Origin of the sequence: Streptomyces sp. NPDC127190, assembly GCF_042672505.1 — a bacterium.
Lineage (GTDB): Bacteria > Actinomycetota > Actinomycetes > Streptomycetales > Streptomycetaceae > Streptomyces.
Genome location: NZ_JBHXVE010000042.1, coordinates 37,902 through 51,964, shown reverse-complemented (window position 1 = coordinate 51,964; position 14,063 = coordinate 37,902). Strand labels below are relative to the sequence as shown.

General features: G+C 72.4%; 10 protein-coding genes. 2 read left to right on the top strand and 8 right to left on the bottom strand.

Features of this window, described 5'->3' with window-relative positions; translation table 11 throughout:
• Positions 1-143: 143 nt before the first annotated feature.
• The gene (locus ACFVIU_RS37040; protein WP_385848051.1) at positions 144-791 is read right to left on the bottom strand and encodes a TetR/AcrR family transcriptional regulator; all 648 of its coding nucleotides are present in this window, start codon (positions 789-791) and stop codon (positions 144-146) included.
• A gap of 1,496 nt (positions 792-2,287) precedes the next feature.
• Between ACFVIU_RS37040 and ACFVIU_RS37035 the strand changes: the two genes are divergently transcribed.
• Positions 2,288-4,051: an ArnT family glycosyltransferase gene (locus tag ACFVIU_RS37035; RefSeq protein ID WP_385848052.1), complete on the top strand. Its 1,764-nt coding sequence runs from the start codon at positions 2,288-2,290 to the stop codon at positions 4,049-4,051.
• A 30-nt stretch (positions 4,052-4,081) separates the two neighbouring features.
• Here ACFVIU_RS37035 and ACFVIU_RS37030 read toward each other — a convergent pair whose 3' ends face one another.
• The 7 genes from ACFVIU_RS37030 to tkt are packed head-to-tail and all read right to left on the bottom strand — an operon-like array spanning position 4,082 to position 12,983.
• On the bottom strand, positions 4,082-4,675 hold the full coding sequence (locus ACFVIU_RS37030; RefSeq protein WP_385848050.1) for a histidine phosphatase family protein: 594 nt from the start codon (positions 4,673-4,675) through the stop codon (positions 4,082-4,084).
• Between the two features lies 1 nt (position 4,676).
• Entirely contained in the window at positions 4,677-5,555 is an 879-nt protein-coding gene (gene gnd, locus ACFVIU_RS37025) for a phosphogluconate dehydrogenase (NAD(+)-dependent, decarboxylating) (RefSeq protein ID WP_385848049.1), read from the bottom strand.
• Between the two features lie 2 nt (positions 5,556-5,557).
• Entirely contained in the window at positions 5,558-7,216 is a 1,659-nt protein-coding gene (gene pgi / locus ACFVIU_RS37020; protein WP_385848048.1) for a glucose-6-phosphate isomerase, read from the bottom strand.
• A 1-nt stretch (position 7,217) separates the two neighbouring features.
• Positions 7,218-8,144: a glucose-6-phosphate dehydrogenase assembly protein OpcA gene (opcA, locus tag ACFVIU_RS37015; protein WP_385848046.1), complete on the bottom strand. Its 927-nt coding sequence runs from the start codon at positions 8,142-8,144 to the stop codon at positions 7,218-7,220.
• A complete protein-coding gene (gene zwf / locus ACFVIU_RS37010) occupies positions 8,141-9,730 on the bottom strand; it encodes a glucose-6-phosphate dehydrogenase (protein ID WP_385848045.1) in 1,590 nt (529 codons plus the stop codon). Before zwf ends, opcA begins: the two co-directional genes overlap by 4 nt.
• Positions 9,727-10,863, bottom strand: a complete 1,137-nt coding sequence (gene tal, locus ACFVIU_RS37005; RefSeq protein ID WP_385848044.1) for a transaldolase — start codon at positions 10,861-10,863, stop codon at positions 9,727-9,729. The genes zwf and tal overlap by 4 nt, the downstream gene beginning before the upstream one ends.
• A 44-nt stretch (positions 10,864-10,907) precedes the next feature.
• Positions 10,908-12,983 carry a transketolase gene (gene tkt / locus ACFVIU_RS37000; protein ID WP_385848043.1) on the bottom strand — a complete coding sequence of 692 codons (2,076 nt, stop codon included), beginning with the start codon at positions 12,981-12,983 and terminating at the stop codon, positions 10,908-10,910.
• A gap of 146 nt (positions 12,984-13,129) precedes the next feature.
• Between tkt and ACFVIU_RS36995 the strand changes: the two genes are divergently transcribed.
• Positions 13,130-14,053: a helix-turn-helix domain-containing protein gene (locus ACFVIU_RS36995; RefSeq protein ID WP_385848041.1), complete on the top strand. Its 924-nt coding sequence runs from the start codon at positions 13,130-13,132 to the stop codon at positions 14,051-14,053.
• Positions 14,054-14,063 lie beyond the last annotated feature (10 nt).

The window sequence follows — 14,063 nt, the reverse complement described above, 5'->3', positions numbered from 1 at the left end:
GACGTGGTCGGCGAGGACGAGCTGAACCCGAACTACATCATCCCCAGCGTCTTCAACGACAAGGTCGCGGGCGCCGTCGCCGGAGCCGTCCGCGACGTGGTGCGGCAGAGCGCCTGACCGGCCGGGCACGGTCGGCCCCGGCGTCAGCCGCCGGGGCGCTCCGCCGTCAGATAGGCGATCACCATGTCGCCCAGCATGGCCCGTTGCTGCTCCCGTCGCGCCGGGTCCAGCAGGTCCCGGCCGAACAGGGCGCCGAAGGTGTGCCGGCCGGCGACCCGGAAGACGCAGAACGAGCTGATCATCGCGTACAGATCGACCGCGTCGATACCGGCCCTGAACAGCCCCGACGCCTGTCCGTCGGCCAGGGCCCGGCGGATCGCCTCCAGCGCGGGGCACTCGGTCCGGCCGGGCTTCCCGGCGGCCGCGATGTTCCCGGTGCCGACCAGGCGGACGAAGTCGGGATGCCGCTCATGGTGGTCGAAGACCAGCTCGGCGAGGCGCCGGATCGCCGCGACCGGGTCCAGGTGCTCCACGTCCAGCCGCTGCCCGGCCTCGCGGATCACCCCGTACGCCCGCTCCAGCACGGCCGCGAACAGCTGTTCCTTGCCGCCGAAGTAGTAGTAGATCATCCGCTTGGTGGTGCGGGTACGGGCCGCAATCTCGTCGACGCGGGCACCGTCGTAGCCGGCCCGGGCGAACTCCTCCGTGGCCACGTCGAGGATCTCGCCCCGGGTCCGGGCGGCATCACGCAGCCGCCCGGCGGGTCGTACCGGTTCTTCGACGCTCGTCATCGGATTCCTTCGGGGCGGCGGGCTGCCGGGGCACGCACACGCGTGCCGGTGATTCCGGGGCACACGCACACGCGTGCCGGTGATTCTAGAAGCAGCCCCCCGGCCCCCCTCCAGCCCCCGCCCAAGCAGCCCGCCTCCCGGCCCGGGCCCCCGACGGCCCACGCGGTGAGGAGTTCGGGACGTTTGGCGGCCGGCGTGGTGAGGGGTTCGGGGCCCTGGTGGCCCGCGTGGTGAGGGGTTCGGGAGCCGGTGGCCTGCGTGATGAGGGGGCCGGGACCCCAGTGGCCCGCGTGGTGAAGGGGCCGGGACCCTGGTGGCCCGGGTGGTGAAGGGGCCGGGACCCAGTGGCCAGCGTGGTGAAGGGTCCGGGACCCCAGTGACCCGCGTAGTGAACGCTTCGGGACGTCCGGCGGCCCGCGCGGTGAACGGCACCGGACCCGGAGAAGGGCCCGGTGAACCCCTGGTGAGACCTCGGTGAGACGCGGCCCGGCGGGCCGGTCCCGGGGGGCGCGGCGGCCGATACTCAGCCGCGGCCGGGGCCTGCCCAGCGTCCGGGCCAGGAGATCCCCGAAGCGCCCGGAAGGCCACTCATGCCGCCCCCCGACCGACACCCCGCGGAACCCACCGAGGCCGCACGCCCCCACTCCGACCGCCGGCCGCCGGAGCATGCTGCGGCTGCGGCTGCGGCTGCGGCTGCGGACTCCGGGCGAAGGCCGTCTGAGCCCGCTGCGGCTGTGGAGCAAGATTCCGGCCGCCAGCTACCGGAGCCTGCTGCGGCCCTGGACCGGGACTCCGGTCGGGGGCGTCCGGAGCCCGCTGCCACCGTGGAGCCGGACTCCGGTCGACAGCTCCGGGCATCCGCTGCGGCCCTGGGGCCGGTCCCCGGCCGCCGAGCGCCGGAGTCGGCTGCGGCCGTGGGGGCGGGCCCTGGCCGAAGGTTGTCGGAGCTTGGTGTGGGTGTGGGTTCGCGCCCGGACCTGCGGTCGTCGGAGGCCGCCGCGGGCGCGGGTCCGGACTCCGGTCGGGGGCTCGCGGAGCCTGCTGCGGCCTTGGGGCCGGTCCCCGGCCGACGGCCGCCGGAGTCGGCTGCGACCTTGGGTCCGCACCCCGGCCGACCATCGCCGGAGTCGGCTGCGACCTTGGGTCCGCACCCCGGCCGACCATCGCCGGAGGCGGCTGCGGCCCTGGGGCCGGTCCCCGGCCACCGAGCGCCGGAGTCGGCTGCGGCCGTGGGCCCGGACTCTGATCGCGGGCTCGCGGAGCCTGCTGCGGCCCTGGGCCCGCACCCCGGCCGACCATCGCCGAAGGCGGCTGCGGCCCTGGGGCCGGATCCCAGCCGACGAGCGCCGGAGTCGGCTGCCGCCGTGGGAGCGGACCCCGGCCGACGATCGCCGGAGCCTGCTGCGGCCCCAGGTCTGGCCCCCGGCCGACCATCGCCGGAGCCTGCCGCAGGCGGGCGCACGCGCGTCGCACGCCATGAGCGGGCGTTGCTCGCGGTGATCGTCGCGCTCACCGCCGTACTGTGCCTGTGGGGGCTGGATCACAGCACCTACCACCCGTTCTACGCGAGCGCCGTGCGCAGCATGACCGGGAGCCCGGCCGCTTTTTTCTACGGCTCCTTCGACCCGGCGTCCTCCATCACCCTGGACAAACTGCCCGGGTTCCTGTGGCCGCAGGCCCTCTCCGCGCTGCTGTTCGGCTTTCACCCGTGGGCGCTGGTGGTGCCGCAGGCGCTGGAGATGACCGGCTGTGTGCTGCTGCTCCATCTGCTGGTGCGCCGCTGGGCCGGTGTCCCGGCCGGGCTGCTGGCCGCCCTGTTCCTGGCGCTGACCCCGGTCACCGTGGGCCTCGGCCGCTCGGTCACCGAGGACGCCCCGTTCCTGCTGCTTCTGCTGCTGGCCGCCGAGGCCACCTGGCGCGCCACCGTCCGGGCCCGCCCGCGGACCCTGCTGCTCGCCGGGGTCTGGGTCGGCCTCGCCTTCCAGTGCAAGATGCTGGAGGCCTGGGCGGTGCTGCCCGCGCTGGCCGCGACCTATCTCGTCGCCGCGCCCGCCACCCGGCGCCGCCGTCTCGCCCATACGGCCCTGGCCGGTGCGGTGACCGTGGCGGTGTCGCTGTCCTGGATGCTGGTGGCCGCGCTGACCCCGGCCGGAGCCCGGCCGTATCTCGACGGCACCACGGACGACTCGCCGTTCGCGCTGGTCGTCGGCTACAACTTCCTCACCCGCTTCCACGCCGTCGGGGTCGACGCGGCCGGCACCGGAAGCATCGTCGCGAGCCGGGCGGCGCACGCGGCCGGCCGGGTGCCGCCGGGCATGGGCGACGGTGTCGGCAAGATGTTCAGCCCCGGCCTGGCCAGCCAGACCGGGTGGCTGTATCCGCTGGCCGCGTTCGGGCTGGCCGCCGCGGTACTGGCGGTGCGCCGCCGGGTGCCGCGCACCGACCCGCTGCTCGCCGGCCAGGTGCTGTGGGGCGGCTGGCTGGCGACGTTCTTCACCGTGTTCACCTTCGGCAGCGTGACCGGCCACACCTACTACATGGGGGTCGTGGCGGCCGCCCTGTCCGCGTGGGCCGCCGTCGGAGCCGTACGGGCCCGCCGCTCCCGGGCACTGCCCGCGGTGCTCGCCGTCAACGTCGGCTGGTGCGTGGCGCTCGCGCTGCACTACCCGCACTTCGCCGGCTGGTCCGCGTTCTTCGCGGCCGGCCTGTGCCTGCTCGCCCTCGCGCTGGCCGGCGCCCGCCGCCCGGCCGCGTTCGCCGTGGGGCTCGCGGCCGTGCTGCTGGTCCCGGCGGTGTGGTCGGCGTCCGCGCTGTCCCCCCGCTACAACCAGCCCGGCAGCTTCGGCCGGGTCGGACCCACCAGCGTCCGCGGCGACACCACCCTGGCCACGCTGGGCCCCCAGCACCGGCGGCTGCTCGGCTGGCTGACCACGCACCGCGGCGGTGCCCGCTATCTGGCCGCGCTGCCCGGCTGGCAGGCGGCCGCGCCGTACGTCATCGCCGCCGACGCCCCCGTCCTGCCGCTGGGCGGCTACACCGGCCGTGTCCCGTACCCGGCCCCGGCCGGCTTCCACCGCCTCCTGGACACCGGACGGCTCCGCTATGTCGTGCTCACCGCCCGCTCCCTCACCGAGCGCACCCCGGCCGCGGCGCTGCTCCGCTGGACCGCCGCCCACTGCACGCCGGTCCCCGCGGCCGCCTACGACCCCGCCGACCGGTCCCGGCTGCTGTACGACTGCGGCCCGGGCCACACGCGGTGACCCGGGCCGGAGAGCAGCACAACTCCCGTGCTACGGCCGCACGTTCCACTCGGCGATCACCGGGCGGCCGTGCTCGGTGGACAGCCGGCTGAGCGTGCCGGTCGCCAGCTGGAAGAGCCGGCCCTCGGCGGGCGGCAGGCCCAGCCTGCGCGCGGTGAGCACCCGCAGGAAGTGGGCGTGCGCGACGAGCACCACATCGCCGCCCCCGCCGGCGAGGGCCGCGTCCACCCGGGCGAGCACCCGGTCGGCGCGGTCGCCGACCTCGGCCGGGGACTCGCCCGGCTGGCCCTCCGCTCCCGCCGGAACGCCGTGCAGCCACAGGTCCCAGTCCGGGCGGCCGCGGTGGATGTCCACGGTGGTGATTCCCTCGTAGCCGCCGTAGTGCCACTCGTGCAGCTCGGGGTCGGGTACGGCCCCGGTCACGCCCGCGAGTTCCGCGGTGCGGACCGCCCGCTGGAGCGGGCTGGTCAGCGCGAGTGCGAAGGTCCGCCCGGACAGCAGCGGGGCCAGCGACTTGGCCTGCTCCTCACCGTGCCGGGTCAGGGGCAGGTCGGTGAAGCTGGTGTGCCGGCCCGTCAGGCTCCACTCGGTCTCGCCGTGCCGGACCAGCAGCAGATCGCCCACGTCAGTCCTTCTTCTCCACCGCGTGTCCGCCGAACTGGTTGCGCAGCGCCGCGATCATCTTCATCTGGGGGGAGTCGTCCTGCCGGGAGGCGAACCGGGCGAACAGCGAGGCGGTGATCGCCGGGAGCGGTACCGCGTTGTCGATGGCCGCCTCGACGGTCCAGCGGCCCTCGCCGGAGTCCTCCGCGTAGCCGCGCAGCTGCTCCAGGTGCTCGTCCTCGTCGAGGGCGTTGACCGCGAGGTCCAGCAGCCAGGAGCGGATGACGGTGCCCTCCTGCCAGGAGCGGAACACCTCGCGGACGTTCTCCACGGAGTGGACCTTCTCCAGCAGCTCCCAGCCCTCGGCGTAGGCCTGCATCATGGCGTACTCGATGCCGTTGTGGACCATCTTGGAGAAGTGCCCGGCGCCGACCCGGCCCGCGTGGACATAGCCGTACGGGCCCTCCGGCTTGAGCGCGTCGAAGATCGGCTGGAGCGGTTCCACGTGCTGCCGGTCGCCGCCGACCATGAGCGCGTAGCCGTTCTGCAAGCCCCACACACCGCCGGAGACACCGGCGTCGACGAAGCCGATGCCCTTGATGCCGAGCGCGGCGGCGTGCTTCTCGTCGTCGGTCCAGCGGGAGTTGCCGCCGTCGATCACCGTGTCGCCGGGCTCCAGCAGGTCGCCCAGCTCGTCGATGACGGTCTGGGTGGCGGTGCCCGCGGGCACCATCACCCACACATGGCGGGGCGCGTCCAGCTTGGCGACCAGTTCCTCGAGGCTCTTGACGTCGGTGACGTCGGGGTTGCGGTCGTAGCCGATGACGGTGTGGCCGGCGCGGCGGATGCGCTCGCGCATGTTGCCGCCCATCTTGCCGAGACCGATGAGGCCGAGCTGCATGATCAGTTCTCCGATGCGTTCTTGAGAGTGCGGTAGGCGGCGACGAGGGCCGTGGTGGACGGGTCGAGACCGGGCACGTGGGCGCCCTCGGTCAGGGCCGGTTCCACCCGCTTGGCCAACACCTTGCCGAGCTCGACGCCCCACTGGTCGAAGGAGTCGATGTTCCACACCGCGCCCTGCACGAACACCTTGTGCTCGTAGAGGGCGATTAGCTGGCCGAGTACCGACGGGGTCAGCTCGGTGGCGAGGACGGTCGTGGTCGGGTGGTTGCCGCGGAAGGTGCGGTGGGCCACCTGCTCCTCGGCGACGCCCTCCGCGCGGACCTCGTCGGCGGTCTTGCCGAAGGCGAGCGCCTGGGTCTGGGCGAAGAAGTTGGCCATCAGCAGGTCGTGCTGGGCCGCGAGTTCGGGGCTCAGCTCGGCGACCGGGCGGGCGAAGCCGATGAAGTCGGCCGGGATCAGCTTGGTGCCCTGGTGGATCAACTGGTAGTAGGCGTGCTGGCCGTTGGTGCCGGGGGTGCCCCAGACGACCGGCCCGGTCTGCCAGTCCACGGGCTCCCCGTCCCGCTGCACCGACTTGCCGTTGGACTCCATGTCCAGCTGCTGGAGGTAGGCGGTGAACTTGGACAGGTAGTGGCTGTACGGCAGCACCGCGTGCGACTGGGCGTCGTGGAAGTTGCCGTACCAGATGCCCAGCAGGCCCAGCAGCAGCGGGGCGTTGGCCTCGGCCGGGGCGGTGCGGAAGTGGTCGTCGACGATCCGGAAGCCGTCGAGCATCTCCCGGAAGCGGTCCGGCCCGATGGCGATCATCAGGGACAGGCCGATCGCGGAGTCGTACGAGTAGCGGCCGCCGACCCAGTCCCAGAACTCGAACATGTTCTCGGGGTCGATCCCGAACCCGGTGACCTTCTCGGCGTTGGTCGACAGTGCCACGAAGTGCTTGGCGACCGCCTTCTCCTCGCCGTCCAGGCCGTCGAGCAGCCACGTCCGGGCGGAGGTCGCGTTGGTGATCGTCTCGATCGTGGTGAACGTCTTGGACGCGACGATGAACAGGGTCTCCGCCGGGTCCAGGTCGCGGGTGGCCTCGTGCAGGTCGGCGCCGTCCACGTTGGACACGAACCGGAACGTCAACTCCCGCGCGGTGAACGGGCGCAGCGCCTCGTAGGCCATCGCGGGGCCGAGGTCGGAGCCGCCGATGCCGATGTTGACGACGTTCCTGATGCGCTTGCCGGTGTGGCCGGTCCACTCGCCGGAGCGGACCCGGTCGGCGAAGCGGGCCATCCTGTCCAGCACCGCGTGCACCTTGGGTACGACGTTCTCGCCGTCGACCTCGATCACCGCGTCCCGCGGGGCGCGCAGCGCGGTGTGCAGCACCGCCCGGTCCTCGGTGAGGTTGATCCGCTCGCCGCGGAACATGGCGTCCCGCAGCCCGAACACGTCGGTGGCCGTGGCGAGTTCCTGGAGCAGGGCCAGGGTCTCGTCGGTGATCAGGTGCTTGCTGTAGTCGATGTGGAGGTCGCCGACCCGGACGACGTACCGCTCGGCGCGGCCCGGGTCCGCGGCGAACAGCTCGCGCAGCTGCGGCTGTCCCTGGGCGCGGTGGTCGGCGAGCGCGGTCCACTCGGGCCGCTGGGTGAGCTTGGGGAAATCTGACTGGGCCATCTCAGGCGGTCTCCTTGGCGGCCACGCCCTGGAGGGCGATGGCGTACATCTCGTCGGCGTCGAGGCGGCGCAGCTCCTCGGCGATGAGTTCGGAGGTGGCGCGGACCTTCAGGGCGAGGGTGCGCGGCGGCTGGCCCGGCAGGGACAGCGTGGCGAGCGGGCCCTCGGGGCGGTCGATGACGATCTCGCCGTCGGCGGTACCCAGGCGTACGGCGGTGACGACCGGCCCGGTGGTGACCACGCGCTCCACAGCGACGCCGAGGCGGGCCTCCAGCCAGCGGGCGAGCAGCTCGGCGCTGGGGTTGTCGGCCTCCGCCTCGACGGCGGCCGAGGTGATCCGCGCCCGCGCCTGGTCCAGCGCGGCGGCCAGCATCGAGCGCCACGGGGTGAGCCGGGTCCAGGCGAGGTCGGTGTCGCCGGGCGCGTAGTTGCGCATCCGGGTCTCCAGCACCTCCAGCGGCCGCTCGACCGCGTACAGGTCGGTGATCCGGCGCTGGGCCAGCACCCCCAGCGGGTCCTTGGAGGGGGCGTCGGGCGCGTCCACCGGCCACCACACGACCACCGGGGCGTCCGGCAGCAGCAGCGGCAGCACCACCGAGTCGGCGTGGTCGGAGGCCTCGCCGTAGGTGCGCAGCACGACGGTCTCGCCGGTGCCGGCCTCGGAGCCGACCCGGACCTCGGCGTCCAGCCGGGAGTGGGTGCGGTCGCGCAGGGTGCGGGCCTGCCGCTTGATCACCACCAGGGTGCGCGAGGGGTGCTCGCGGGAGGCGTCCTCGGCGGCCTTCAGCGAGTCGTAGGCGTTCTCCTCGTCCGTGACGATGACCATCGTCAGGACCATGCCCACGGCGGGTGTGCCGATCGCGCGGCGGCCCTCCACCAGCGCCTTGTTGATCTTGCTTGCCGTGGTGTCGGTCAGGTCGATCTTCATGGCCTGCGCCAGCTCCGTCCGTCTCGTGCGAGCATCTCGTCGGCTTCCCTCGGTCCCCAGCTGCCCGACGCGTACTGCGCCGGCCGGCCGTGCGCCGCCCAGTACTCCTCGATCGGATCGAGGATCTTCCAGGACTCCTCGACCTCCTCCGTGCGCGGGAAGAGGTTGGCGTCGCCGAGCAGCACGTCCAGGATGAGCCGCTCGTACGCCTCCGGGCTGGACTCCGTGAACGACTCGCCGTACGCGAAGTCCATGGACACGTCCCGGATCTCCATCGAAGTGCCCGGCACCTTGGAGCCGAACCGCACGGTCATGCCCTCGTCCGGCTGGACCCGGATCACGATCGCGTTCTGCCCCAGCTCCTCGGTCGCCGTGGAGTCGAAGGGGGAGTGCGGGGCGCGCTTGAAGACCACCGCGATCTCCGTCACGCGGCGGCCGAGCCGCTTGCCGGTGCGCAGATAGAAGGGGACGCCCGCCCAGCGGCGGTTGTCGATGCCCAGCTTGATCGCCGCGAAGGTGTCGGTCTTCGACTTCGGGTCGATGCCGTCCTCCTCGAGGTAGCCGAGGACCTTCTCGCCGCCCTGCCAGCCGCCCGCGTACTGCCCGCGCACGGTGTGCCCGCCCAGGTCCTCGGGCAGCCGCACCGACTTCAGCACCTTCAGCTTCTCGGTGAGCAGCGCCTCCGCGTCGAACGCGATGGGCTCCTCCATCGCGGTCAGCGCGAGCAGCTGGAGCAGGTGGTTCTGGATGACGTCACGGGCGGCGCCGATGCCGTCGTAGTAGCCGGCGCGGCCGCCGATGCCGATGTCCTCGGCCATGGTGATCTGCACATGGTCGACGTACGACCGGTTCCAGATCGGCTCGTACATCTGGTTGGCGAAGCGCAGCGCCAGGATGTTCTGGACGGTCTCCTTGCCCAGGTAGTGGTCGATCCGGAACACCTGGTCCGGCTCGAACACGTCGTGCACGATCGCGTTCAGCTCGCGGGCGCTGGCGAGGTCGTGGCCGAAGGGCTTCTCGATGACCGCGCGCCGCCAGGAGCCCTCGGGCGGAGTGGCCAGGCCGTGCTTCTTCAGCTGCTGCACGACCTTCGGGAAGAACTTCGGCGGCACCGAGAGGTAGAACGCGAAGTTGCCGCCGGTGCCGCGGGAGGCGTCCAGCTCCTCGACGGCGTCCTTGAGCTGCTTGAACGCGGTGTCGTCGTCGAAGTCGCCGGGGATGAACCGCATGCCCTCGGCGAGCTGCTGCCACACCTCCTCGCGGAAGGGGGTGCGGGAGTGCTCGCGCACGGAGTCGTGGACGACCTGCGCGAAGTCCTGGTCCTCCCACTCCCGGCGGGCGAAGCCGACCAGGGAGAAGCCCGGCGGCAGCAGACCGCGGTTGGCCAGGTCGTACACGGCCGGCATCAGCTTCTTGCGGGACAGGTCACCGGTCACACCGAAGATGACCAGCCCGGACGGGCCGGCGATGCGCGGCAGCCGGCGGTCGCGGGCGTCCCGGAGCGGGTTGACCCAGTCGGCGGCCGGGAGAACCGGTACGCGCACCTCCTCGGGCGCCGCCTGGGCTGCGGATGCGTTGTCGGTCATCGGGCGTCAGCTCCCTTGCTCTTCAGGGACGTCGTGACGGCGTCCAGCAGGTCCTGCCAGGCCACCTCGAACTTGGCGACGCCCTCGTCCTCCAGCTGCTGGACGACCTCGTCGTAGGAGATGCCGAGCCGCTCGACGGCGGCCAGGTCGGCGCGGGCCTGCGCATAGCCGCCGGTGACCGTGTCACCGGTGATCTCGCCGTGGTCGGCGACGGCGTTCAGCGTGGCCTCCGGCATGGTGTTGACGGTGCCCGGCGCGACCAGTTCGTCCACGTACAGAGTGTCCTTGTACGCGGGATCCTTCACCCCGGTGGACGCCCACAGCGGACGCTGCTTGTTCGCCTTCGCCCCGGCCAGCGCCAGCCACCGCGCGGAGCCGAAGACCTCCTCGTAGGCCTCGTAGGCGAGCCGGGCGTTGGCGAGGGCCGCGCGGCCCTTGAGGGCGAGGGCCTCGTCGGTGCCGATGCCGTCCAGACGCTTGTCGATCTCGGAGTCGACCCGGGAGACGAAGAAGGACGCCACGGAGTGGATCAGCGACAGGTCCAGGCCGCGCTCCCGGGCCTTCTCCAGACCGGCCAGGTAGGCGTCCATGACCGCGCGGTAGCGCTCCAGGGAGAAGATCAGCGTGACGTTGACGCTGATGCCGAGGCCGATGACCTCGGTGATCGCCGGCAGGCCCGCCTCGGTCGCCGGGATCTTGATCATCACGTTGGGGCGGTCGACCAGCCAGGCCAGCTGCTTGGCCTCGGCGACGGTCGCCCGGGTGTCGTGGGCGAGACGCGGGTCGACCTCGATGGAGACCCGGCCGTCGCGGCCGTCCGTGCGGTCGTACACCGGGCGCAGGATGTCCGCGGCGGCGCGCACGTCGGCGGTCGTCATCATCCGCACGGCCTCGTCCACCGTCACACCGCGTACGGCGAGGTCGGTGAGCTGCTCCTCGTACCCCTCGCCGGAGCCAATGGCGGCCTGGAAGATCGAGGGGTTGGTGGTGACGCCGACGGCGCTTCCGTTCGCCACCAGCTCGGCGAGGCCGCCCGAGGTGATCCGCTTGCGCGACAGGTCGTCGAGCCAGATCGACACGCCCTCGTCGGCGAGGCGCTTGAGGGCTCCCGGGGTCGCGATTGCTTCGGTCACAGTGATCGTCTTTCTTTCTCTCGGGAAGGAGTCGGGCGTCGGGGTCAGGCGCGCGCGGCGGCGAGCGACTCGCGGGCCGTGGCGGCGACGTTCTCGGGGGTGAAGCCGAACTCGGTGAAGAGGGTCGTGGCGTCGGCGGAGGCACCGAAGTGTTCGAGCGAGACGATCCGCCCCGCGTCACCCACGTACCGGTACCAGGTCAGGCCGATCCCGGCCTCCACCGCGACCCGGGCCTTCACGGCGGGCGGCAGCACGCTCTCGCGGTACGCGCGGGGCTGCTCCTCGAACCACTCCACCGACGGCATCGACACCACGCGGGTGCCCGTGCCCTCGGCCTCCAGCAGCTCGCGGGCGGCCACGGCCAGCTGCACCTCGGAGCCCGTCGCGATGATGATCACCTCCGGGACCTCCGTCGAGGACTCGCGCAGCACATAGCCGCCCTTGGCCGCGTCGGCGTTCGGCGCGTAGACCGGCACGCCCTGGCGGGTGAGCGCGAGCCCGTGCGGGGCGGGGTCGGTGGCGTGCCTCTTCAGGATCTCGGCCCAGGCGATCGCGGTCTCGTTGGCGTCGGCCGGGCGGACGACGTTCAGGCCCGGGATGGCGCGCAGCGAGGCCAGGTGCTCCACCGGCTGGTGGGTCGGGCCGTCCTCGCCCAGACCGATGGAGTCGTGCGTCCACACGTACGTCACCGGCAGCTGCATCAGCGCCGCCATCCGCACCGCGTTGCGCATGTAGTCGGAGAACACCAGGAAGGTGCCGCCGTAGATCCGGGTGTTGCCGTGCAGGGCGATGCCGTTCATCTCCGCGGCCATGGAGAACTCGCGGATGCCGAAGTGGACGGTACGGCCGTACGGGTCGGCCTCCGGCAGCGGGTTGCCCTTCGGCAGGAAGGAGCTGTCCTTGTCGATGGTGGTGTTGTTCGACCCGGCGAGGTCGGCGGAGCCGCCCCACAGCTCGGGGATCACCGGGCCGAGCGCCTGGAGCACCTTGCCGGAGGCGGCACGGGTGGCGACGGACCGGCCCTCCTCGAAGACGGGCAGCGCGTCCTCCCAGCCGGCGGGCAGCTCGCCCTTGCTGACGCGGTCGAACAGCTCGGCCCGCGCCGGCTGGGCCGTGCGCCACTCGGCGATCCGCTTCTCCCAGGCCGCGTGCGCCTCGGCACCCCGGTCCAGGGCCCGCCGGGTGTGGGCGATGACCTCGTCCTCGACCTGGAAGGTCTGCTCGGGGTCGAAGCCGAGCACGCGCTTGGTGGCGGCGATCTCCTCCGCGCCGAGCGCCGAGCCGTGGGAGGCCTCGGTGTTCTGCGCGTTCGGGGCCGGCCAGGCGATGATCGTGCGCATCGCGATGATCGACGGCCGCTCGGTCTCCGCCTGCGCGGCCTTCAGCGCCGCGTGCAGGGCCCGGACGTCCACGTCGCCCTCGGGGGTGGGCTCGATGCGCTGGGTGTGCCAGCCGTAGGCCTCGTACCGCTTCAGCACGTCCTCCGAGAAGGCGGTCGCCGTGTCGCCCTCGATGGAGATGTGGTTGTCGTCGTAGAGGAAGACCAGGTTGCCGAGCTTCTGATGGCCGGCCAGCGAGGAGGCCTCGGCGGAGACGCCCTCCTCCAGGTCGCCGTCCGAGACGATCGCCCAGACGGTGTGGTCGAAGGGGGAGGTGCCCGCGGGGGCCTCCGGATCGAACAGGCCGCGCTCGTAGCGGGCCGCCATCGCCATGCCGACCGCGTTGGCGACACCCTGGCCGAGCGGACCCGTCGTGGTCTCGACCCCGGCGGTGTGCCCGTACTCCGGGTGGCCCGGCGTCTTCGAGCCCTGCGTCCGGAAGGCCTTCAGGTCGTCCAGCTCCAGCTCGTACCCGGCCAGGAACAGCTGCGTGTAGAGGGTCAGCGAGGTGTGGCCGGGGGACAGCACGAAGCGGTCACGGCCGGCCCACTCCGGGTCGGCCGGATCATGACGCATCACCTTCTGAAAGATCGTGTACGTGGCAGGCGCCAGGCTCATCGCGGTGCCCGGGTGGCCGTTGCCGACCTTCTGCACCGCGTCGGCGGCCAGCAGACGGGCCGTGTCCACGGCACGCCGGTCCAGGTCGGTCCACTCGAAACCGTCGGAAGTCTGCGTGCTCATCTTCAAGAAGTCCTCGTTCAGTGCGGGAAGGCTGCTCGGACGCGTTCAAACTTAAAAGTCTGACTTTTTCGAGGGAAGGTCGGGGTGTGTCAGTCTGTGGTGAATCTGGGACAGCGATCAGGGAACAGGGACGGCGCGAACAGGACATGGCTGACAGAACGCCACAAGCCGACGGCAGTGCGACGGGCGGTGACAGCGCCGGGGACGGCGACGTCATCAGGACCTTCCCCTTCCCCGCCGAGCTGGCCGTCGGCGGTGTCGGCATGCAGATCGGACCGATGGGGACCGGTCGCACCTGGCACGCCGACGCCCCCCTCGACCGCGTCCACCGCATCGACTTCCACGTCGTCATGCTCTTCACCGACGGGCCGGTGCGGCACATGGTCGACTTCGCCGAGTACGAGGCGGACGCCGGCGACCTGCTGTGGATCCGCCCCGGACAGGTCCACCGCTTCTCCCGGGAGAGCGTGTACCGCGGAACGGTCCTCACCATGCAGCCCGGCTTCCTGCCCCGCGCCACCGTCGAGGCCACCGGCCTGTACCGCTACGACCTCCCGCCGCTGCTGCACCCCGACCCCGCCCAGCTCACCGCGCTCCAGGCGGCCCTCGGCCAGCTGTGCCGGGAGTACGAGGACACCAGCACGCTCCCGCTCAGCCTGCACACGGCCGTGCTGCGGCACACCCTGACCGCGTTCCTGCTGCGGCTCGCCCATCTCGCGGCCAGCTCCCCGGAGGCCTCGCGGCAGCACCCCGACAGCACCTTCACCCGGTTCCGCGACGCCGTCGAGCAGGGCTTCGCCGCCAACCACAGCGTCAGCGCCTACGCCGACGCCCTCGGCTACTCCCGTCGCACCCTGGTCCGCGCGGTCCGCGCCGCCACCGGCGAGACCCCCAAGGGCTTCATCGACAAGCGCGTCGTCCTGGAGGCCAAGCGCCTGCTCGCCCACACGGACCTGCCGATCGGCCGCGTCGGAGCGGCCGTCGGCTTCCCCGACGCGGCCAACTTCTCCAAGTACTTCCACCTGCACACCGGACAGACCCCGGTGGCATTCCGCGCGGAACTGCGCTGAGACGCCCGGC